This is a genomic window from Boudabousia tangfeifanii, from assembly GCF_001856685.1.
GTDB lineage: Bacteria > Actinomycetota > Actinomycetes > Actinomycetales > Actinomycetaceae > Boudabousia > Boudabousia tangfeifanii.
Window position 1 is genome coordinate 2094819 of sequence record NZ_CP017812.1, and the last position, 22048, is coordinate 2116866.

The 22048-nt window shown below is 54.5% G+C and carries 15 protein-coding genes and 4 tRNA genes; 5 read left to right on the top strand and 14 right to left on the bottom strand.

Annotation, left to right across the window (positions count from 1 at the left end):
* Nucleotides 1-215: 215 nt before the first annotated feature.
* The gene (locus BK816_RS08570; RefSeq protein WP_071164787.1) at nucleotides 216-4211 is read right to left on the bottom strand and encodes a YhgE/Pip domain-containing protein; all 3996 of its coding nucleotides are present in this window, start codon (nucleotides 4209-4211) and stop codon (nucleotides 216-218) included.
* A 191-nt stretch (nucleotides 4212-4402) separates the two neighbouring features.
* On the opposite strand from BK816_RS08570, the gene BK816_RS08575 reads away from it, so the two are divergent.
* Nucleotides 4403-5305: a TetR/AcrR family transcriptional regulator gene (locus BK816_RS08575; RefSeq protein WP_071164788.1), complete on the top strand. Its 903-nt coding sequence runs from the start codon at nucleotides 4403-4405 to the stop codon at nucleotides 5303-5305.
* Here the strand turns inward: BK816_RS08575 and BK816_RS08580 are convergent.
* From BK816_RS08580 to BK816_RS08615, 8 genes are all read right to left on the bottom strand, one after another.
* A complete protein-coding gene (locus BK816_RS08580) occupies nucleotides 5295-6473 on the bottom strand; it encodes a DMT family transporter (RefSeq protein ID WP_083379194.1) in 1179 nt (392 codons plus the stop codon). The genes BK816_RS08575 and BK816_RS08580 overlap by 11 nt on opposite strands.
* 309 nt (nucleotides 6474-6782) lie before the next feature.
* On the bottom strand, nucleotides 6783-7559 hold the full coding sequence (gene pstB, locus BK816_RS08585) for a phosphate ABC transporter ATP-binding protein PstB (protein WP_071164790.1): 777 nt from the start codon (nucleotides 7557-7559) through the stop codon (nucleotides 6783-6785).
* Between the two features lie 66 nt (nucleotides 7560-7625).
* Nucleotides 7626-8618 carry a phosphate ABC transporter permease PstA gene (gene pstA / locus BK816_RS08590; RefSeq protein WP_083379195.1) on the bottom strand — a complete coding sequence of 331 codons (993 nt, stop codon included), beginning with the start codon at nucleotides 8616-8618 and terminating at the stop codon, nucleotides 7626-7628.
* Between the two features lie 20 nt (nucleotides 8619-8638).
* The gene (pstC, locus tag BK816_RS08595) at nucleotides 8639-9619 is read right to left on the bottom strand and encodes a phosphate ABC transporter permease subunit PstC (RefSeq protein ID WP_083379196.1); all 981 of its coding nucleotides are present in this window, start codon (nucleotides 9617-9619) and stop codon (nucleotides 8639-8641) included.
* A 138-nt stretch (nucleotides 9620-9757) separates the two neighbouring features.
* Nucleotides 9758-10891, bottom strand: coding sequence for a phosphate ABC transporter substrate-binding protein PstS (gene pstS / locus BK816_RS08600; RefSeq protein WP_071164791.1), 1134 nt, complete (start codon nucleotides 10889-10891; stop codon nucleotides 9758-9760).
* A gap of 431 nt (nucleotides 10892-11322) precedes the next feature.
* Nucleotides 11323-12738 (bottom strand): NUDIX hydrolase, encoded by a 1416-nt coding sequence (locus BK816_RS08605; protein WP_083379197.1) that lies wholly within the window; start codon nucleotides 12736-12738, stop codon nucleotides 11323-11325.
* Between the two features lie 55 nt (nucleotides 12739-12793).
* On the bottom strand, nucleotides 12794-15454 hold the full coding sequence (locus BK816_RS08610) for an RNA degradosome polyphosphate kinase (RefSeq protein ID WP_156982028.1): 2661 nt from the start codon (nucleotides 15452-15454) through the stop codon (nucleotides 12794-12796).
* Between the two features lie 282 nt (nucleotides 15455-15736).
* Complete coding sequence (locus BK816_RS08615; protein WP_071164792.1) at nucleotides 15737-16363, bottom strand: hypothetical protein; 627 nt, start codon at nucleotides 16361-16363, stop codon at nucleotides 15737-15739.
* A 109-nt stretch (nucleotides 16364-16472) separates the two neighbouring features.
* Between BK816_RS08615 and BK816_RS08620 the strand changes: the two genes are divergently transcribed.
* Nucleotides 16473-16546, top strand: a tRNA-Lys gene (locus tag BK816_RS08620).
* 62 nt (nucleotides 16547-16608) lie between these two features.
* On the opposite strand, the gene msrB is transcribed toward BK816_RS08620, so the two are convergent.
* A complete protein-coding gene (gene msrB / locus BK816_RS08625) occupies nucleotides 16609-17028 on the bottom strand; it encodes a peptide-methionine (R)-S-oxide reductase MsrB (protein ID WP_071165036.1) in 420 nt (139 codons plus the stop codon).
* Nucleotides 17029-17075: 47 nt separating this feature from the next.
* Nucleotides 17076-18845 carry a mechanosensitive ion channel family protein gene (locus BK816_RS08630; RefSeq protein ID WP_083379198.1) on the bottom strand — a complete coding sequence of 590 codons (1770 nt, stop codon included), beginning with the start codon at nucleotides 18843-18845 and terminating at the stop codon, nucleotides 17076-17078.
* Between the two features lie 190 nt (nucleotides 18846-19035).
* Between BK816_RS08630 and BK816_RS08635 the strand changes: the two genes are divergently transcribed.
* The 3 genes from BK816_RS08635 (at nucleotide 19036) to BK816_RS08645 (ending at nucleotide 19348) form a co-directional block, all read left to right on the top strand.
* Nucleotides 19036-19108 (top strand) — tRNA-Glu (locus BK816_RS08635).
* Nucleotides 19109-19154: 46 nt separating this feature from the next.
* A tRNA-Asp gene (locus BK816_RS08640) sits at nucleotides 19155-19228 on the top strand.
* 44 nt (nucleotides 19229-19272) lie between these two features.
* Nucleotides 19273-19348: transfer RNA gene (locus BK816_RS08645), tRNA-Phe, on the top strand.
* A 38-nt stretch (nucleotides 19349-19386) separates the two neighbouring features.
* On the opposite strand, the gene BK816_RS08650 is transcribed toward BK816_RS08645, so the two are convergent.
* Genes BK816_RS08650 through BK816_RS08660 form a run of 3 tightly spaced genes read right to left on the bottom strand, consistent with a single transcriptional unit; the run spans nucleotide 19387 to nucleotide 22046 of the window.
* Nucleotides 19387-19992 (bottom strand): response regulator transcription factor, encoded by a 606-nt coding sequence (locus BK816_RS08650; protein WP_071164794.1) that lies wholly within the window; start codon nucleotides 19990-19992, stop codon nucleotides 19387-19389.
* Nucleotides 19993-19997: 5 nt separating this feature from the next.
* Nucleotides 19998-21239 (bottom strand): sensor histidine kinase, encoded by a 1242-nt coding sequence (locus BK816_RS08655; RefSeq protein WP_071164795.1) that lies wholly within the window; start codon nucleotides 21237-21239, stop codon nucleotides 19998-20000.
* A 60-nt stretch (nucleotides 21240-21299) separates the two neighbouring features.
* A complete protein-coding gene (locus tag BK816_RS08660; RefSeq protein WP_071164796.1) occupies nucleotides 21300-22046 on the bottom strand; it encodes an ABC transporter permease in 747 nt (248 codons plus the stop codon).
* Nucleotides 22047-22048 lie beyond the last annotated feature (2 nt).

Consider the following 22048-nt stretch of genomic DNA (forward strand, 5'->3'; position numbering starts at 1 on the left):
GGGCGCCACCTGGTGAGCGCCGCTCGGCATCACCCAACCGGAAGCGTCACCGAGCGTCGCCAACCTCGGTGGGCCCCGCCCCCAACCGGGCCACCCAAAGGCCCCAACTGGGCACCCGCACCTCCCCAGCAACGCAACACAAAGGTGTCGGCCTCGGAACGAATCCGAGGCCGACACCTTTTGCTATTTAGCGCTGAGCTTTCAGGCGCTTACCTTTAGGCTGGCTTTTGGGCTGGGTCCAAAGGTAGCGGCTGTGGCTTGGTGCGGAATCGGGCGGCCAGCAAGGTGACCGATGCGCCGATTAGGAACCAGATTGCGCAGACGAACAGCGTGGTGCTGAATGGGTAACCAGCACCGGCAATGCCGGTACGGATCGAGCGAGCCACGTAGGTCATCGGGAAGATCTTGGAGAGGAACTCCAAGAATGGGTTGGTGGTTTCGATTGGGAAGGTTGCACCCATCGCAGCGATCTGCAAGATCAGCATCAACACCGAGACGAAACGGCCACGGAACGCCAAGGCGGCGATGAAGGCCTGGTTCAAAGCGGTGAAGGTGAGCGAACCAACCAAGGAAACTCCGAAGAGGTACCACAGGTCCTTAGCCCCCAGCTCAACGAAGAGCTGCAAGCCCATAACTGCGATGAAGGTCTGCATGATCGACATGATGGTTGCGGTAGCAACGCAACGGGTTGCGGCCAACCACCACTTCTCGTTCTTGAACTTACGAACATCCAAGGCTGGGAAGATGAGGAAGGTTGCGATCGCGCCAACCCACAAGGCTAGCGCCAAGAACATTGGGGCGAAGCCGGAACCGTTGGTGGCCACAGCGTTTTCACGAACCTGGGTGACGGTGACTGGTTCGCCACCGGCCTTGGCCATTTCCTTGACCTTGGCTTCACTCCAGCTAGGAATCTTGTCGGCACCTTCACCAAGCTTGGTAGCTAGTTCGCCCGAACCATCGGCAGCCTTCTGGGCACCGTCGTTCAACTGGATAGCACCATCGTGCAAAGTGTTGGTACCTTCAGCGATTTCACCGGCAGCGTCGGCAGCCTTCTGGGCACCGGCATTGAGCTGGCTGACACCATCAGCAGCCTTACCAGCACCAGCGGCCAACTGGCCAGCACCATTAGCGGCACGGTCGGCACCAGCAGCAAGTTCACCGAGCTTGGAAGCGAAGGTGTTCGAACCTGCTTCAAGCTGGTCGAGGCCGTTATCTAGCTTGCCAGCACCAGCACGCAACTGGGCGCCAGCATCGTTAGCCATCTTGGCCTTGTCCTGTAGTGCCGGAAGTTCCTTCGCGATCTGTCCGGTAGCCTGCTTGAGCTGACCAGTGCCGTTAGCCAAAGCGGAAGTACCCTCGGTCAACTGTGGCATCTTGCCGGCCAACTGAGCGGCACCAGCAGCGAGCTGTCCGGAACCATCAGAAAGCTGTGGCATCTTACCAGCCAAAGCCTGGGTGCCTTCAGCCAAAGCGTTAGTACCACCAACAAGTTGTGGCATCTTGCTGGCCAACTGGGAAGTACCATCAGCCAAAGCGGAGGTACCACCGGTTAGGGCTGGCAACTGGGCGGCTAGCTTCTGGCTACCATCAGCAGCCTGCTGGCTACCAATGGCGAGCTGCTGAGCACCAGCAGTCAGGGCTGGCATCTTTCCTGCCAACTGCTTGGAACCGTCGGCGGCCTGCTGGCTACCTGCGGCCAACTGCTGGGCACCAGTGGTTAGCTGAGGCAACTTGCCAGCCAACTGGGAGGCACCTGCCTGCAACTGCTGAGCACCAGCGGTGAGCTGAGGCAACTTACCCGACAACTGCTGAGCACCAGCGGCGGCAGCCTGAGTACCGTTAGCCAAATCGCCTACGCCCTTGGTGAGGGCTGGCATCTGGGAAGCGAGCTTCTGGGTGCCACCATTTAGCTGCTGAGCACCAGCGGCGAGCTGATCAACACCCTTGGTTAGCTCTGGCAACTTAGCGGACATGCCCTTAATCTGGGCGAGCTGCTGCGGGTCGATTGCACCCGAAACCTGCTTGTTAAGTTCAGTAGCACCACCGGCCAACTGGGCGCTGCCACCACGAAGCTGATCCGACTTAGCAGATAGCTGGTCGAGGGCGGCACACAACGGGTCAGAACCGCCAAGGAGCTTACATCCCTTAGCTAGCTTGTCCACAGCGGCGGTGTAGTCATCAACGCCCTGATTGACCTTGCCAGCACCATCAGCAAGCTGCTTAGTAGCTGGAGGCAACTGACCCAAGCCTTCCAAGGCTGGGGTGAGCTTTTCAAGCATTGGGGTTAGCTGACCAACCTGGGTCTGCAGCTGGGAAGTACCAGCAGCCAACTGGGCGCTGCCCGCATTCAAAGCGTTAACGCCTTCAGCGAGGTTAGCTGGGGCCTGGCCTGGAGCCGGCATGGCCTTAGGATCAGAACCAACCGCAGCGGAAAGCTGCTTAGCACCCTGAGCCAACTGAGCGTTACCAGCAGCCAAAGCGCCAACGCCCTGGGCTACAGTCTGAGGCTGTGCGCCTGGTTCGACCGTCGGGGAAGAACCAATCGCGTTAGCGAGCTGCTTAGCGCCACCGGCCAAAGCGTTGACACCCTGAGACAAAGTAGTCGGGGTCTTGCCCGGTTCTGGAGTGGCGTTCGGGTTCGTGCCCACCGCGGCCGAAAGCTGCTTAGCGCCCTCGGCAATCTGAGCGTTACCGGCAGCCAAAGCGTTAACACCCTGCACCAAAGTGGTTGGAGCCTTACCTGGCTCTGGGGTGGCACTCGGGTTGGTGCCGATCGAGGACGAGAGCTGCTTGGCGCCCTCGGCTAGCTGGCTGTTACCAGCGGCCAAGGCGTTGATGCCCTGAGTCAAAGTAGTGGGGGCCTTGCCCGGTTCTGGGGTGGCGTTCGGGTTAGTGCCCACGGCAGCAGAAAGCTGCTTGGCACCAGCGTTCAAAGCGTTAACACCCTGAACCAAGTTAGCTGGAGCCTTACCGGTAGCTGGCGCATCGAGCGGGTTGTCGCCCACCGCACCAGATAGCTTCTGCGCACCAGCATTTAGTGCATTGACACCCTGAGCCAAAGTAGCTGGGGCCTTGCCCGGTTCTGGAGTGGCATTAGGGTTAGTGCCCACCGAGCGCCAAAGCTGGTTAGCACCGGCCGACAAGGCGTTAACGCCCTCGGCTAGAGTGGTTGGAGCCTTACCCGGTGCAGGCATCGCGTTGGGGTTGCCACCAACTGCATTCGATAGACGTGAAGCGCCATCGGCTAGCTGGTTGACACCATTGGTGAGGCTATTGACTTTGCCCATGGTTTCAGGGCCAGTGAGCTTACCAAGTGCACCGGAAATGGTGTTGGTGTACTGATCGACACCTGCGCGCAGAGCGGCGGCACCCCCGTTAGCATTCTTGATGCCGTTAGCCAAAGTGCCGGCGCCATCATCAGCCTTGCGGGCACCATCAGCCAAGGTACCAATACCGTTAGCTAGTTCGCCCGACTTTTCAGCGAGGACGCTGGCACCATTATTTAGCTGGCTAGCACCATTGGCTAGTTCCCCGAGCTTCACTTCGAAAGTATTGGCACCATCGGCCAAAGTTCCCGAACCGTCAACTAGTTTCGAGGTACCTTCATCAAGCTTACCGAGGCCGTCATTCAATTCACCGGCACCATCAGCAGCTTTACCGAGCTGGTCTTTAACTTCACCGAAGCTCATGTACATCTTGTCGATAATACGTTCCGCACCCTGGGCCGAAGCCACACTCTGTAGTTTTTCAGCCACAGTGCGAGCCATCGTACCGGCAAGGTAGTTAATGCCGTCATCGGTGTCTAGGTTTAGGTTTACTTTTTGTGCTTCCTCAGTACCCTGTTTAGTTAGTAGAGCAGAAGTATCGCGAGGAATGGTCAAAACTGCCCGGTAGGTACCGTCAGCTAGCCCCTTCTCAGCTTTTTCTTCTGAAGTCTCTACCCAGTGGAAGCCAACTTCTTCGTCATCGGCAGGATTGACGAGGCGGTCGGTAAGTTCACGACCAATATTTAGTTTCTCTGGATCACCCATCGGCATTTCTTTAACTGCCGGTTGGTCCAAATTGACAACAGCCGCTTGGACTTTATCCAAACGGTTCATAGGATCTTGATACGCCCAGGTCAATAGGCCCGCGTATAAAAGAGGAACGATGAAAATCGCAATCACAATGATTGTATTGGCGATTTTGCTCCCATAAAGGCGCTTTTGCATGATCAGCCTGCTTTTTCGAAATAGAACTCTGAAAAGTTATAGAACTCTTGTTTATGACACTAGCATACTCAGACATAGTCACCAACGCCACCAGAATATACAGAGATGTATCCGATACAACAGTGTATATTTTATTTTTAGACAGAACCTGTACAATAAGTTTTACGACACACTGTTGCAAGGAGGCTCTTATGACCCGCAACAAAGCACAAGCTGGCACTACCGGAAGTGGTGCCACCACTAATCGCTTTACCGCCTCGGCACGCTCGGCCGCTTCAAAAGCGTTGGCATCTGGGGTCGCAAAGGTTGCTTCACACACTGGCATTAGCCAAGCCTCTCCCGCCCAAGTTGCCCAGAACCTAGCCGCAACTGTAGCTCCTAAACTTTCACGCAAGCGCATGGCTACTCGCGCCAAGCTAATGGAAGCAGCCACCGAACTGTTCGCCGAGAAGGGGGTAAGCGCCACCTCCCTAGAAGAGATTTGTGAAAAAGCAGGCTTTACTCGAGGAGCGTTATATTCTAATTTTTCGGACAAGAACGATTTACTGGTCGCGGTGGTCACCGCCCAGTATCAGCATTTGTTTGAAGACCTAGATAAGGGCTGGGAAGCAGCCACCGCCAATTCTGACCTCACGTTGGAAGGCGTCGTATCTGAGCTAATCAGCACGCTCCCCATTGACCGCACCTATATTCTGCTTACCCAGCAGATGCTGATGTCCTCACTGCGTTCTCCGGAACTAGCAGCCATCACTATCCCCTTGAGCGATCACTACGCCCGCAATGTAGGCGCCTTCGTGACCGAAAAATTGGCGGCCATCGATCGTTGCCCAATCGTGGATCAAGAGGAACTAGGCGAATTCGTTATTGCCTTGGCGGAACGAACCCTTCGTTCAAATTTGATTCGTACTGGTCAGGCTGGACTAGATTACGAATCGCTCGAGAAGTCACTAAAGACTTGGTTGCCACTTTTGCTAGAAGCAGTTAGTAAACCTATCGAGGCAGTCGAAAACAACGCCGGCGAAGACGAAGTCGAAGTGAGCGCACGCATTAGCGACGACCTCGATGCAGCATTTACTGAACTAATTATCGAGTAATACCGCGCGATACTTCTGGGCCGGGCTCGCCCTCGATACCAGCAATGGACTTGGTCAAGCCTTCACCGGTAAGCAAATCTTCGTTTTCCAACACGGCAGTTGGCAAACCACCAGTAACCAGATCTTCGAATGCCTGACCCAAGCCGGCACTGGTTTCGGGCAGGATAGATTCCTTTTCGACCACAGCTTTGCGACGACGCAAGAAGCTAGGACCGAGGGCGGAAACCTGCATAGCCAAGATGATGAGCAAACCGCCCCAAACCAAGTGGCTGGTCAAGCTTTCTCCCCAGAAGAGGATAGAGAACATGGCCGAGAAGAGCGGCTCTAGGCTGAACATGATCGCCACGGACGTAGCCGACAGGATGGTCTGAGCCCAGCCCTGTAGGCCCATGGCAAAGAGACCAGCAACCAAGGCCATAAACAAGATGGCAGCCCAGTCGCTGACACTAGTTGGGGCGCTAAAGCCGTGAGGGGCGTTAATGACGGTGAAGATGACGCCCATGATGACCATTTGCGCTACGCTCATCCCGATCAGGTCGCCTCGTGGGGCCCAACGGGACATCATCACAATGTGAAGGCCGAAGGAAAGAGCGCCTCCAAGGGTCAAAAGTTCGCCTGGGCCGACGCTCATGCCTTCACCAGTCAAAGAAAGCACTGCCAGACCAGAGATAGCTAGGACTACGGAGATCCAGTCGCTTATTCCGACCTTAACGCGGAAGAAAAGCCAAACGAGGATCGGGGTGAACACTACGTACATGACGGTAATGAAGCCCGAAACCGAAGCGTCAATGTACTGCAAGCCAAGAGTTTGCAGGATCTGTCCGGCACAGTAAATAAAACCGAGAGAGAAACCGTAGAACCATTCGCGCCCACTCATACGACGCAAACGTGGCAAGAAGACGATGGCTCCGACAATGGCAGCAACGTCATAACGCCATGCTAGGTAGTTCATTGGATCCATGTGGTCCAACAAACCCTTGGTCATTGGGAAGGTGGAACCCCAGATCATGCACAGGAACATGATCGCTAAAGACGCCATTAATTTATTGTGTCGTTCATAGCGTGCTGCGGTCCAAGGCTTCTTGGATCCAAAACCTAGCATGTAGCGATTCACCTCCCGTTTAACAAAAAATAGTACCCGCACGATTGGGTGCGGGCTTTGCATCATTCGACCTGATTTTTATGAAAAAATCTGGACTTGCGAACAGTGTAAACTATCATCCGATTTTTCGCGAAACTACGCCATAAACTCGCAGTCCAATGCATAAAAATATGGGCTATTCAGGTGGTGTATCAACCTATCAATAAGCTAGTTTTGAGAACACCAATTTGAACGATTCTTTACTAGCTGCATTTACCTACTTTGGCACTCAAAATTTCTGTCTTTTTGTTGTGCCTTCGCGAAAAAGTGCCGGCCACCTAAGATTAGGCGGCCGGCACTTCCAAGGAGTGGTATCAAATGCGAAATACCAAGTCTTTATCCGAAGCGACCCGAGATGTAGTCTTCAGTGGCCTGCTGGCTAGGCTTGGAGAAGATCTTTTCTGTGTCATCAATCTCAACCAACTGGCCAGGTTTACCCTGTGCTTCGAGGTTAAAGAAGCCAGTACGATCCGAGACACGAGCAGCCTGCTGCATATTGTGGGTCACGATGACGATGGTGTAATCGGACTTTAGTTCTTGCATTAGGTCTTCTACCGCAAGGGTAGAAATCGGGTCGAGGGCGGAACATGGTTCGTCCATCAAAATGATTTCTGGCTTCACCGCGATGGTACGAGCAATACATAGACGCTGCTGCTGACCACCGGAAAGAGCCGAGCCAGGCTCGCCTAGACGGTCCTTCACTTCGTTCCAGAGGTTAGCGCCGCGGAGCGACTTTTCGACCAGTTCTTCCTGCTCACTCTTGGGAAGACGACGCTGGTTTAGCTTCACGCCCGCCAAGACGTTTTCTTCGATCGACATGGTCGGGAAGGGGTTCGGGCGCTGGAATACCATGCCAACCTTACGACGAACCTGCACGGGGTCAATGTTTGGGTCGTAGAGGTTGACGCCTTCGACGCGAACCTGACCTTCAACGCGAGCACCGGGGATGACTTCGTGCATGCGGTTGAGGGTACGCAAGAAGGTGGACTTGCCACAGCCGGAGGGACCAATCAACGCGGTGATGGTGTGCTCGGCAATATTCATGTTGACATCTTTAACTGCGAGAAAGTTCCCGTAGTAAATGTTTTCGTTTTCAACTTCAATCAGAGCCATGATTTTCTTTCGTTTTGAGGTTTGTTGCGGGGTTTCGCCAGTCGAGGTCTTCCTCGGCCAGCCTAACTAGTTGCGGCCTTTCGGGGAGACCTTCCAGGCGACAAACCGAGCCACCAGGTTGAGGATCATTACAATAATGATAAGGGTTAGAGCGGCTGCCCAAGCGCGATCTGCGTGAATCGTCGCTGAACAGTTAACCGCGTCTGCAGCACAAGGCATATCGACCGAGGTGTATTCGTTGTAAACGAAGACCGGAAGGGTCGACATGCGGCCGTCGAACAAGTTGTCGTTAATGCGGTCGGTAGCACCTACGGTCACCAAAAGCGGAGCGGTTTCACCAATAACACGGGCGATGGCCAACATTACCGAGGTAGTTAGGCCAGCAGCCGCAGTACGAAGAACCACCTTGACGATGGTCAACCACTTAGGCACACCGAGGGCGTAGGAGGCTTCGCGCAACTCGTTGGGAACCAGCTGAAGCATTTCTTCGCAAGAGCGAACCACAGTCGGAATCATCAAGATGGACAAAGCGACCGAACCACGGAAACCGGAAATGTAGGCGGGGCCCATCACGATGGTGAAAAGGGCAAGAGCGAAAAGACCGGCGACGATTGAAGGAATACCGGTCATCACGTCAACCAAGAAGCGGGTCAGGCGCGAGAGACGGCCATTGTTACCGTACTCGGTCAAGTAGATGGCGGTAAACAAGCCGATCGGCACCGAAATCAAAGTGGCACCGAGGGTCACCCAAAGGGTACCGATAATGGCGTGGTAGGCGCCGCCCAGGGTGGATTGACCGAAGACACCGTTCATCGAGTAGGTCAAGAACGAGGGCGTAATCAGCTTGTAGCCACCGACGATAACCGAAATCAAGAGTGAGACTAGCGGAATCATGGCCATGAGGAAGGCCAAGCTCACCAGCACGAGTGCTACTTTGTCTTTGATCTTGCGGTTGCGGTCGAAGGAGGGATCCTTCGAGGCGAAGGGGTGACGCTTAGTGGTCGGCATGGCCGATTCGAGGTCGGCAGCTGCCGCGGCGGAAAGATTCGTGTTACTCATTTTTCTCCAGCCTTCCTTCCCTAGTTAGCACCCGAGAACTGGGAGCGACGACTGATAATGTAACGAGCGCCCATGTTCACCAGCATGGTGATGACGAAGAGGACCAGGCCGGTAGCAATCAACATCGAGCGGTCATTGCCGAAAGCTTCACCGAACTGGGAAGCAATATTTGAAGCAATGGTTGAGTGCTTCGCATCCTGCAAAATCGCGAAGGAGTAGGTGTTACCGGCGGAGAGCACCATAACCACTGCCATGGTTTCACCGAGGGCGCGCCCTAGTCCCAGCATGGAAGCTGAGATGATGCCGGAGCGACCGAATGGCAATACAGCCATGCGAATCATTTCCCAGCGGGTGGTGCCGAGGGCGAGGGCTGCTTCCTCGTAAAGACGTGGGGTCTGGAGGAAAACTTCCCGGCTAATCGCGGTGATGATCGGCAGGATCATGATGGCCAGAATCAAAGAAACGGAAAGTAGTACGCGCCCGTTCGGGGAAGCAGGTCCGGCGAAGAGCGGAATGAAGCCTAGGTGGTTTGCCAGCCATTCGTAGATGGGAACCAGTTTGGGGATCAACCATTTACCACCCCAAAGACCGAAGACTACCGAGGGGATGGCAGCCAGTAGGTCGACTAGGTAGCCCAGGAGGGCAGCAAGTTTACGTGGGGCGTAGTGGCTAATGAATAGGGCGATGCCGACGCTAATCGGGACGGCAATCAGCATGGCGATGGCGGAAGCCAAAACGGTACCAAAGACTAGGGGGCCCACGATCTGGGGCAAGGTGGCACCATCAACGTAACCCTTAGCGTCAAACTTAATGCTGGGGTTAATCAATACTGGCCAAGCTTGAGCAATCAAGAAGGCTGCTACAGCGGCCAGGGTAGCGAAAATGACTAAAGCCGCGCCGGTCGAGGTGCGCGAGAAAATCGCGTTGCCAAGTTTGCCGGTACCTTTCGCGGCAACTTCAGCAAAACTTTGGTTTTTCTGCGGTTTTGTGGGGGCGCTCATGCGTTTCCTTTGAATCTTCTGGGTGCGTGTTTGCGGGCCGAGGGCTTTGAGAACCAGTAGTGGTTCTCGCTGGCGACTAGCTGGGGGTGGTGTCGCTTAGCCGCCAACGACCTCGGCCCGCAAAAAGTGACGGGAAGTTTATTCCACAGTGATGGAGTCAAGCGCGGTGTTGATCTTGTCGCGCAAACCATCGGAGATTGGGGCGGAACCTGCGGCACCAGCTGCAGCTTCCTGGCCTTCCTTGCTGGTTTCGTACTTGACGAAGGCCTTAACTAGGTTGCCTTCTTCTGCTGGGTACTTGGTGCAAACCACGTCGTAGGAGACGAGGATGATTGGGTAAGCGTCAGCAGCCTTAGGAGTACGGTTGATCTTGTAGGCCAAGTCGTTAGCGGAAGCGCCAGCGAGTTCGGATTCGTCAAGAGTCTTGGCAGCAGCGTCAGCGCTAATGGCAACGTAAGCGTCGCCCGAACCCTTGATGTTTGCCTTGCCGAGGCCGGTAGCAGCGGAGTCATCGACGTAGCCGATGGAGCCCTTACCGTTCTTGACTAGGTCAACCACACCCTGGGTCTTTTCACCGTTGGTGCCTTCGAGTGGCCACTTCTTGCCAGCTTCGTTGGTCCATACGTCTGGAGCAGCAGCGTGCAACCATTCGGTGAAGTTGTAGGTGGTGCCCGAGCCGTCAGCGCGGTGGACTGGGGTGATGGCTAGGTCTGGGAGGTTAACCCCATCATTTTCAGCGACGATAGCTGGGTCATTCCACTTGGTGATCTGGCCGGCGAAGATCTTGGCAACGTTAGCTGCCGAGAGGTTTAGGCTCTGGACACCATCGAGGTTGAAGACCACGGCGATTGGGGAAATGTAAACAGGCAAGTGGATGGCGTCAGCACCGCAACGTTCCTTAGCAGCAGCCTGATCCTTTTCCTTCAAAACTTCATCGCTACCAGCAAAGGCAACTTCCTTTGCGAGGAACTTCTTAACACCGGAGCCGGAGCCAACTGGGTCGTATTCGACCTGGGCGCCAGAGTTAGCGGATTCGAAGCCTGCCTTCCAAGCGGCAATCGCAGCCTTCTGGCTGGAAGCACCCGCACCAGCAAGAGTGCCGGTTACCTTAGCAGCATCATCAGACTTGGGAGCTTCGGAAGCAGTCTTGCCGGAATCGTTACCAGCTGGAGCTTCGCTACCGGTTGGGTTGTCGTTACCACAGGCGCTCAAGGCGAAGACTAGGGTGGCAGCAGCACCGATAGCTAGCGGACGGGTGAAAGTTGATTTCATTTTCAACGGTTTCCTTTGCTTAGTCGGGAGTTTCCCGGTAGGTGACTGGAGCGGTTGACCACTTGGTGTGGGCGGGAGCCGCTGCCAGTCAGGTGGTTACCTGGCGCGATTTCTCGCGGCATGACTCCACCCTAAGCGGCAGGAGTTACCGTTGAGGGGCTTTTAGGTTAACAATGAGTAAACTGTTTTTATCGCGTTGGTTTCACGCTTTTTTGGGGGAATCTTCTTTAACTTCTCGCCAATTTTCACTTTTGAGAAATTGGATAACAGTCGTTTTAGTTTTCGGATTCAACCCACCACTAGTACCGAGATTCTACCGATCAGTAGTTTTCAAGTTATTCCCGCTAATCCGTTTTAGTTAACCGAGGACGACCTTAGCCATGAAGCCTTTCGCGTTCGAGACCTAGCCCCAAACGTCGGGCGCGCAGAAGCTACTTCCCGATTTTTGCCGGGCGGTGACGTTCAGCCGCAATTACTACTGGACTGTGCGCTGGATTAGGCTGGGCTACGTGGAACACCAACATTTCCGCGGTGCGTAAGCTTGGCGGATTCATTTGGAGCTGACGACGCACTTCGTCATTGGCAATATCTGCCACCACTGCCAGCAAGTCCGGCAAGGTCGGCCGGTGCACACAAACCACGCGATGCCCATTCTGCTTGGTCAAGACTTGTTGCCAGGCATGCGCACTTGTGGCTGGCGATTGCCGGTGTGCGTCCTCGGTCAGGGCCGAAAGCAACTGCAGAGGCAAGTCGGCGATAGCAGCATAAGGACGCACGGTACTGGCACAACGCTGCCACGGTGAAGTGTAAACTTGTTCGACCCCGTAGGCGGAAAGCAGGTCGATCAGGTCGCGTGATTGCAGCACTCCGCTGCGGGCGAGGGGGCGCGAGGCGTCCTCGGCAGACCAACGATCACGAGACATCGCTTTGGAGTGCCGCAAGAGCACCACATTTTGGGTACAAAGTGTCCCATTTTCAAGGCGTGCAACTAAGTCATCAAGCAGGCGACGATCCCCGCGACGGGTCAGCATTTTGGCTGCTTTGGCGGGGCTCACCCATTTGGTTTCGTCAATTTCTCGCAAGGAGGCTTGGGCGGCAGGCACGCGTGTTCGGGCGATTGGTTCGCTGTGGAGAACTCGACCCACCCAGTAATAGACTTCCTTCAACAGTCCACTGCCGAGGCGATAACGCTGGGTGGTCATTGGGGCCCCGAGGGTAACCACACAACCAGTTTCCTCTTCAACTTCGCGCACGGCGGCGGCCAAAATATGTTCGCCAGGTTCGGCTTTACCCTTCGGCCACGACCAGTCATTGTAACGAGGGCGGTGAACTAGCAGAACCTCAATCTCATCCGCACTGGTGGGCACGTAGTTCGGGTCCAAGTCCGCTAGGTTAGCTTTTTCTTCGGCCTTGGCGTTCCGGCTGCGCTCGCCATCATCCTCGGCCGAGTCAGTTTTCCCACCGTTTTTACCGTTGGTATCTACGCCTTGCTGGGCATCGTTTCCAAGGCCCGACTCCCCCGCATGTGCTTCGTGATTTTGGGCTTGGCCGAGGGCGGGTGCCGGAGCAAAGCCCATAGCTGCCGCAATGGTAGCCGGGGTGGGCTTTGGCGTTTTTTCCTCGTGTGCGACGGCTGGCTCGGCCTCGATTTTGCCGGCAACTTTTTTAGCAAACATGGCTGGGGTGGGACGCTTTGGGTCAGCCTGTTCCGTGCGCACTGCGTCGCTCTTGGCAACTGCTGATGCCGTTTTTTCGCTAGCTTTTTGCGCCTTTGGGGCGATACGCCAAACCAGCGCTCCACCGGCACGTACGATGGCCGCGGGACGAGGGGCAGGGCTAGCAGACATAGGTAGTATTATCCCGCACCTAGGCGTTCAATGCCAATGGTGATGTTAGGACACGTCAGCTACGACCGGACACTCGTGCGGAAGCTTCGGACATAAGTTTTTGCTGGTAATCCACCAATGGCTTGCCGTTCTTGTTGGTGGTGCGACGTTGCCACGAACCGTTCTTGCGCAAACGCCAAGAGCTGGTTTTTCCGCTGGCTTGGTCACGCACCATGCCCTTGAGGTAAGCAATCTGATCGGGGTCTTTCACCTTCACTAGCGCTTCAATCCGGCGGTCTAGATTACGGTGCATTAGATCCGCAGAGCCAATCCATACTTCTGGGTCTCCCCCATTTTCGAAGGCATAGACTCGGGAGTGTTCGAGGTAGCGACCAAGGATGGAACGAACTCGGATATTGTCGGAAAGTCCGGGCACGCCTGAACGAATTGCACAGATACCGCGCACCACAATGTCGACTTTCACGCCGGCTTGGCTGGCTCGGTACAGGGCGTCGATCACGGCCTCATCGACGATGGAGTTGACCTTGATCGAAATCCGGGCAGGACGCCCAGCCTTATGGTGTTCGACTTCGCGTTCAATGCGTTCAATCAGGCCGGGGCGAATCGAGCGGGGTGCAACCAAGAGACGATTGAAGGTTGCCAAGGGGGCGTAACCGCTCATCAGGTTGAACAATCGGGTGAGGTCTTGGGCTACTTCCGGGTCGGTGGTTAACAAACCAAGATCCTCGTAACCGCGGGCGGTCTTGGGGTGGTAGTTACCGGTCCCGACGTGGCAGTAACGACGCAAACCGTCAGCTTCTTGACGTACCACTAGGGAAAGCTTGCAGTGCGTCTTGAGTCCAATCATGCCGTAGACCACGTGAACGCCGGCGCGCTCTAGCTTGCGTGCCCACGAGATGTTAGCGTCCTCGTCGAAACGGGCCTTAATTTCGACGATGGCAACCACCTGTTTGCCAGCCTGAGCTGCCGCGATTAGTGCCGAAACAATCGGAGAATCGGAACTGGTGCGGTACAAGGTCTGTTTGATGGCCTGCACCTGAGGATCCTTGGCGGCAGTAGCCACAAAATGCTGGACCGAGGTCGCGAAAGAGTCGTACGGGTGGTGCAGCAAAATGTCGTGATCTCGCATGGAAGCGAAAATGTCGCCCGGGGTGGAGCGTTCGACTTTAGATAGCCCGAAAGCCGTCACTGGTACGTAGTTCGGGTACTTTAGGTGTGGCAGGTCGAGGTCGTGGAGTTGGTTCAAACACGTCAGATCCAGCGGTTCGGGTAGACGATAGACATCTGCATGCGTGATTTCTAGTTTTTGTACCAAGAAGTCGAGGACGGTCGGCGTGATCGTGTCGGTGACTTCAAGGCGAACTGCCGGACCAAATTTACGGCGTAGCAATTCTTGTTCCATCGCCGTCAATAGGTTTTCGGCGTCGTCTTCTTCCACTTCCACGTCCTCGTTACGGGTGAGGCGGAAGACGTGATCTTCTAGGATTTCCATTCCGGGGAACAGGTAGGCCAAGTGCGCCGAAATGACCGATTCGATCGGGACGAAAGTGGCGCCACCACGATCCTCAACCAAGCGAGCTGGATCAATTTCAGTGCCAGCAGTTTCGACGTTGAGGAAGCGCGGCAGCGAGTCAGGCACTTTCACCCGGGCAAAGTATTCCTTGTTGCTGATTGGGTTTCTGGTTACGACTGCAATGTTGAGTGAGAGACCAGAGATATAGGGGAAGGGGTGCGAAGGGTCTACTGCCAACGGGGTCAACACGGGGAAGATTTGCTTCCGGAAATAGTTGGTGAGTTTTTCCTGGTCTTTTTCTTCCAGTTGTTCCCAAGTGCGCAAACGGAGGCCAGCTTCTTCTAGTCCCGGCAGAATCTCGGTTTGGAAGAATTCACCCTGGCGTTGGGTCAGCTGACGGGTGCGGGTACGAATCCCGTCCATCACTTGCTGTGGCGAGAGACCAGAAGCAGCCGGTTTTGCGATTCCCGCGGCAATACGACGCTTAAGTCCGGCGGCGCGCACCATCATGAACTCGTCAAGGTTGGAGCTGAAAATTGCGAGGAACCAGGCTCGTTCTAGTAATGGCAAGTTGGGGTCTTCCGCCTGTTCGAGGACGCGCTCATTGAAAGCCATCCACGAAAGCTCACGGTCAGCGAAGCGACCTGCTGGGAGCGGCTGGTCTTCCCCTAGGTTGGATTGCTCAATCAGCGGTTCCGAAATCGGGGTGGGCAATTCTTCGAAGTAGAGAGTGGTGTCGTCCTGCTCGTCGTCGTCCTCGTCATCCATAGCTTCAAGATTGACAACTTCAGGGGAGGCTGAGCCTTTGTCTCCCGCTTTCTTAGCTTTATCTAGGGCATCAGACTTGATCTCAGACTTTTTATCCTCGTTCTTTTTCCCGTCAGATTTATCATCCGACTTGGCCTCACGGTTTTTCTCCTCAGACTTTTTATCCTTGGAGTCTTTTGATGCTTCAGTCTTATCTGATTTCTTCTCAGCTTTTTCTGTGTTCAGAGATTTATCTGTGGTCTGCTTGGAATCAGCTTCGCCGCTCTCTTGCGAAGCACTGGCAGAACTACTAGCACCGCCAGCTTGGCGGTTACCTGCCGGTCCCCCGATTAGCAGGGACGCGAGGGCAGTTTTCCCTACTGTCAGAAATTCTTCGGGGCGGGCGGAAGCGTAGGCGTACTGGTTTTCGCCGTTGTCAGTTTTTTCAGTGCTCATCACGTTTCCTTAAAATTTTCTGGAGAGCAGAAAGACCACTCAAGTTTTTCAGTCTATTTGATTCTAAAGGGAAACTACTTTTTTGTGAAACGCAACACCAAGGCTTTTTGTTTGCCACTAAAAGAGAGTGGCTTTTTCAAAACCAGTTCTTGCTGCTAATACTCGATTTTTTGGCAAAATTTCAAAGGCTATCGAAGTTTGCGAAGCAGACGAGCTCAAGCTAGACAACTTTTGCTAAAACCTAAAGCTTGCCGAGCTTCGGAGGATGGTGCCAGTAAAACCTTAGGGGTTAACAAACTCCGGGTTGGCAGCCGCTTTGGCACCTTGCGCAAATTCATCCGCAGTTTTGAGCAAAGCTTCAGAACGGCGGGTTACTAGTGCAGCCAACTCATCGGCATCACTTTCAATCCATTGGGCATCAGCATTACCAGCCGCAAAGATTCGCAACAAAATAGCGCTATTTTTCAATAATCCAGGCAGGTTTTCGCAGCCTTCACCCGCAAACAATTCGGCCAGAGTGGCAAAGTGTCTAGTCAAGAAGTTACTAGGAACGTCTAGGCCCTTTGCTTGCGCGATTTTCACCCCAGCTTCATAACGCTCAGTTAGCACTTTTCGATCGCGCGAATACCACTCATTTAGAAGGTAGAGGCGCCAAAGCTGCCCGGGCAAAGTCAAATAACCGGAGCGGGACCAGAGGGCAGCAGCAAAATCAACGCCCTGAGTTTTAATCACATCTACCAAGTCGGCAACTTGCTCTTGTCCGAACTCTTGATCGGACCAGCCAAGCAAGGCTCGTGCAGCAGTTTGTGCCGTAGTGGTGGTGATTGCCGGATCTTCATCACCAGGAATCTGTTCGGCCACTTCCGGATCCAACATGGCGGGTCGACGTGGACGGCGATTCTCAGTCATTGGGTACCTCCATGGTGGGCGAAGTTGCTCACAATATTGTCTCTCATTGGTAGAAATTTTGCAGATGGGATGACGAAACGAGTTTTTCTCGCTATACTTGACGGCGCACGGGCCTCTAGCTCATCTGGTTAGAGCAACGGACTTTTAATCCGTGGGTGCGGGGTTCGAGTCCCCGGGGGCCTACTGCAACTTGGGCCTCCCGCGTTCCTAGCCTTTGGCACGCGGGGGGCTCTTTTTTTATCCGCTTATGCTTCGTCGGCCTCGAAAGTCAGGCAAACCGAATTCATGCAGTAACGGTTACCAGTCGGAGTCTGAGGCGCATCATTGAAGACGTGCCCCAGGTGCGAATCACAGTTGGCACAACGAATTTCTGTCCGTTGCATGCCGTACGAAGTATCAGTTAGTTCCACCGTGGAACCTTCCTCGGCCTGAAAGAATGAGGGCCAGCCGCAACCCGATTCAAACTTGGCATCAGAGCGGAAAAGCTTATTCCCGCAAGCACGGCAGTAGTAGGTACCACGACGGTTTTCGTCTAGCAACGCCCCAGTACCGGGACGTTCAGTACCAGCTTCACGTAGCACGTGGTATTCCATGGGGGCGAGGCGGGCACGCCACTGATCCTCGGTCAAAGTTTTCGGATCTTGGGGAAGATTCATTTCAGTCATTGCTTCTTCTTTCTGCTGCATTTTCTATGGTTAAAGGCATTATGCGCCTAGTTGCCCAGTTCTGTGCCTTCGCCACTCTCAAGGCCACCATCACTTTCGATGGGTGGAAGTTTTTCTTCATCTTCACCTTTGTTTTGGCGACGAATTTCAGCTTCACGCTCGGCTAGGGCGGCTTCTCCTGGGCCTTGGAAAGCGCGCGAGCGTTCCTCATTTTGCGGCGAACCGGAATAGAGTCGCTCTTCGCTCGGGGTCGATTCGCTTTCGCTTACCGCCCCGGATAGCACGACCACTTCCCCCGTTTCGACTGCCAGTTTTTTCGCCTGTTCAGCGTCACTTACGCTCAGTTTTCCGTCAGTTTTTGTGCTAGCCGAGGACGGGCTCAGCTCCGCTTCACGCCCGGCAGCAGCTGCTTCATGCGGCTTAGCTACGGGTGCTTTCGGCTTGTTTTCCGCTTGATTGTCTTCTGGGCTACTGCCCCAGTATTGCGCGAGCAAAGAGATGGCCTTGCGCGCCTTAGCTCCCGCTTTGACCGCAGCGGCCGCAGGCTTATCCGCCACTTCCCGCAAAGATGCGCTAGTAGTGGTTTCTACTTCTGCTTCTAGGGCTTTCGCTTGCGCGTGCACGTCCTCGGCCGAAATATCGGCGGCAGGATCGAATAAATCATGGGTTTGCAAACGAGTACGAGCCAAGGCGTGCGGGGCCTCGTTGGCGGTCCAAGCAATCAGGTTTTCTCGCAAGTAGCAGCGCAAATCCCACAAGTTTGCTGGCGTATCGGCGGAAACGCAAACGCGCACAGTCATGGTGCCATTTTGCGCATCAGTTACCTGCACCGAGGCAGTCTGCCCATCCCACAAGTCTGTTTTGGCCAGCAAGCGCTTTAATTCAGCCCGCACCGCATTCACCGGGGCACCCCAGTCCATGGGGAGTTCAACCGTGCCCAACATTTGGGTGTGTCGACGAGTCCAGTTCTGGATGCTCTTCTCGGTTAGCAATTTGCTGGGAATAATCAGTCGTTTTTCGTCCCAAACCCGCAGAACTACATAGGTTAAGGTGATTTCTTCGACCGTGCCGAACTGCTCGTCATAAAGCAGCACATCACCTACGCGCACCGAATCAGTAAAGGCTACCTGCAGCCCGGCAAACATATTGCCGAGGACGTTTTGGGCGGCAATACCAGCAACGATTGAGATCACCCCGGCGGATGAAAGCAAGGCCATCATGCCGGTGCGTGCCTGGGGGAAAGTTAGCAGAATGATGATAATGCCGATGGCGACCAAAATGGCTTGTACCACTTGGCGGAGCACCTGAGTTTGGGTGGTGACTCGGCGAGCCCGACCGGCCTCGGCAGACCCATATTTGCAGACAGCGACATCCTCGATAATGTGTGCAGCCGCGACTGCCAACCAAGTCAAAGAGGCGATTACCGCAATCCGAACCCCATGGTTTAGCGGGTCCACCCACCATTCTGAGGATTGGTTCAAATGCCAATCCACCATTTCTAGCGCAATGTCGATTCCCACCAAAGCAAGCGACAAGATCAGCGGAATCCGAATATTGTGAGCCATCAACCGTAAGGGTTCGCGCCGACGAGCTACCGTGCGGAAGATGAGATAAAGCAGCAGGCCGAGGCCGGCCCCCACTGCTGCGCCCGCCGCTACCGAGGCAAGTACGGAAGCAAGGTCAACCGCATTTTCCACGGCAGCTTTTGTGGTGTCGTCCGCATCTGTACCACGCAGCACTGTGGTGGCCAGTTGGCCAATAGTTGAGGTAGCAAACACGTTTTTCCAGGTGGGCAATGCGTAGAAAAGGTCCATCATGCTCTCTAGGTTAGAGGGAAAAGGTCAAAAATTCGCTAATTTTCGGTGTTTTTAGCCATCACCAATGTTGTTGTGTGTAGGCTCACACCCATTTCGCTTTGCATTCGGGGGGTAAAACCATATATGATTCTTCAAGTCTTCTCCGGAAGACACAGAACGAACAGAGTTCAGATGAACAAAGTTCTTCTAGGCCCCCATCGTCTAGCGGCCTAGGACACCGCCCTTTCACGGCGGCGGCACGGGTTCGAATCCCGTTGGGGGTACGAAACACTTTTAGTGTTTTGCCTAAGGCTTCGTCCTTAAAAACGAGGCCCCGTAGCGCAGTTGGTTAGCGCGCCGCCCTGTCACGGCGGAGGTCGCGGGTTCAAGTCCCGTCGGGGTCGCAGACAGTACCGGTCGGTCCATTATGGCCGACCGTGATTGTTATGGCCCTGTAGCTCAGTTGGCAGAGCGTTCGACTGAAAATCGAAAGGTCACCGGATCGACGCCGGTCGGGGCCACCACTCACCGCTCCAGCATTTTGCTGGGGCGTTTTTTGGTTTTAGAGCCAACCGGCCTCGTTAGCGGTCAGAGCCGCTTCCATCCTGGTGCTGGTGTGGGTTTTGGCTATCGCGCTGGAAATATGATTCCTAACGGTTCCTGCCGATAGATGCAATCGTTGCGCGATAGTTTCAATCCCCACCCCAGTTAAAGCTTCTTGCAGCACTTCGATTTCCCGAGCGGTCAGCGGGTTTGGTCCGCTAGTAATCGAAGCAATGGCTAGGGTTGGGTCGATGACAGTCTCCCCTTGGTGGATTTTGCGCACGGCCACAGCCAATTCTTCAGCGGGGGTATCTTTCACCAAGAACCCCTTGGCCCCAGCTTCAAGGGCTCGTTGTAAATAACCAGGGCGGCCAAAAGTCGTCACGAGGGCGCAGGGCAAGCCGGGGTGGCTCTTAGCTAGTTGTGATACGAGTTCAATCCCATTTGCCCCAGGCATTTCAATGTCGAGTAAGCAAACATCGGGCGCTTTTTCGGCCACAGCCGCCGCCACCTGGTCACCACTGGTGCAGGTGGCCACAACCTCGAGGTCGTCCTCGGCCCCCAAAAGGGCAGCCAAAGCCCCTAAGACTAGGCTCTGATCGTCAGCTAGCAACACTTTAATCATGCTGATTACTCCTTACCGACTGGGGCTTTTGAGGTATTGCTTTCCAGCGTACTCGACAAGGTGGCAGTTTGGGAACTTTCGGGGCTATTCCAAGAAACTTGTAGTTCGAGGCCGCCCAACTCGGCGCTGCGATCCAAGGACAGGTGGGCGTTAACGCTAGCGAGTCGACTGCGCATGCCACTTAGCCCATTTCCGCTCATGCTTGCCCCAGCCCCAAGGAGTTGAGCTAGCTTTTCCTCGGTTAGTTCATGGCCGTTATCGGCATAGATCATGCCTTGCGGGGAGAAAACCACTTTTACCTGTCGGGCTTTGGCGTGGCGCAGCGTATTCGTCACCGCTTCGCGGAGCACCCACGAGCAAACGCCCTGTTTATCCAAAGGAACTACTTGGGGGTCGCCCTCGGTCAAAAACTTCACCTGAGTAGCCTGCAACAGACGCTGGGTACGATCGACTTGCATCCCCAGGGTTACTTCCTTCAGTCCGGTAACGGCAGCCCTGACCTGTACTAGTCCTTCGCGAGCCAGCTGGCTAATCTCTTGGGCTTCTTGTTTTGCCTTCGGATCAGTTGCGGTACGTGCCAGCACCTGCGCTTTAAGGTTAATCGCGGTCAAAGAGTGCCCTAACAAATCATGCACATCTTGGGCAATGCGCTGGCGCTCTTCCATCACTGATAGATCTTGCTGGTATTGGTAGCGACGCTCCTGGTTTTCATTAAGTACCCGCCCCACCACGGCAATCGCACCCCAGAGCAGAATGTAAAGGGAAGCCCAGAGCAGACCGGACATTTGCCAAAAGGTGCCACTAATAAATAGCCCGAAGTCAAGTAGCAGGGTCAATCCTATTGACCAGCCTAATGGAAAACAGTAAAGCAAAATCCCCACTAGGAAACTCATGTTCGCGCCAAAATCGGGCATTCCCGACACTATCACTGTTCCCAAGGACAAGAGTAAGAGTAGGAAAGCAACCACTACCGCCTGTTGCGTGGCATTCTTAGGCCGGTTTGGGTTCATCTTATTTAGCCGAATCGAGCCATAAAGAAAAACGGGACCAATCGCCAAGGAAAGTAGGAAGGTCACTACTTTGGCCCAAAGCTCTGCTGTCATCACCACCGAAAAATACAGCGGAATCAACAAGAAAACTACCCAAACGGAGGCAAAGAAATAGTTTCCAAATTTTTCGAACTTACTATTGATTCTCAGCTTGCCGTTTAGTTCCTCGTAGACAGTGTGGTTAGTAGCGTCAGGCATTATGGTTTCCTTTCCACCTTTATCTTAAGGGCTATCTAGGTTAAGACCCAGATGGCTCCCTTAACCTTGTTGGCGAGCCTTTCGGGTGGCCGCCAGGCCAACGAGTGCGAGAATGGCGAGCCAAACGATCGAGTTAGCCCAAACTCCCACCCAGTTAAGGTCGGTACCAATCGCGCTCTTACCTTCGGTTAGAGCCCAAGTCAGCAGGCTCTTAAGGCCAAAGAGCGGCATGAACTTGGCGACGGTAAACATGGTGCCTTCTAGGGGGTTGAACAGGTCTGAGGCAAAAGCACTAAAGACGATAATGCCGGAAGTGACACCACCTGCCGCCGAAGCCGGCAAATAGCAGCCCAAGAGTTGCCCAACCGCAGAGAACAGTCCGGAAACTACCAAGATGCCTAGATAGGTGCCAATCCAGTAGCTGGTAGGCATTTTCGCGTAGCTAAAGTAGCCCGCAACGTAGAGGAGGGTGACTGGCACCAAGGTGGTCAAGTAAGCGATAGAAGCTCGTACCAGCCATAAATCGCGATCATGTACCCCTACTAGGTAAAGCGTACGGCTCCAGGAAACCTCACGGTCTTGGGAAATTTCGGAACCGGACATGCCGGCTGCTAGTACGGCCGAGTAAAAAGCCATATTAATCAAAATTACTGCGGAGATATTTGCCCCGGAGGGTAGTTCAATCGCTCGTACTTCATTCATGCCACCAAAAATGACGTACATACCTAGGGGCATGATCACGGCGAAGAAAATCTGATATGGGCTAAGCAGCTGGTGCTTTAGTTCAGTTAAAAAATAGGTTTTCATGG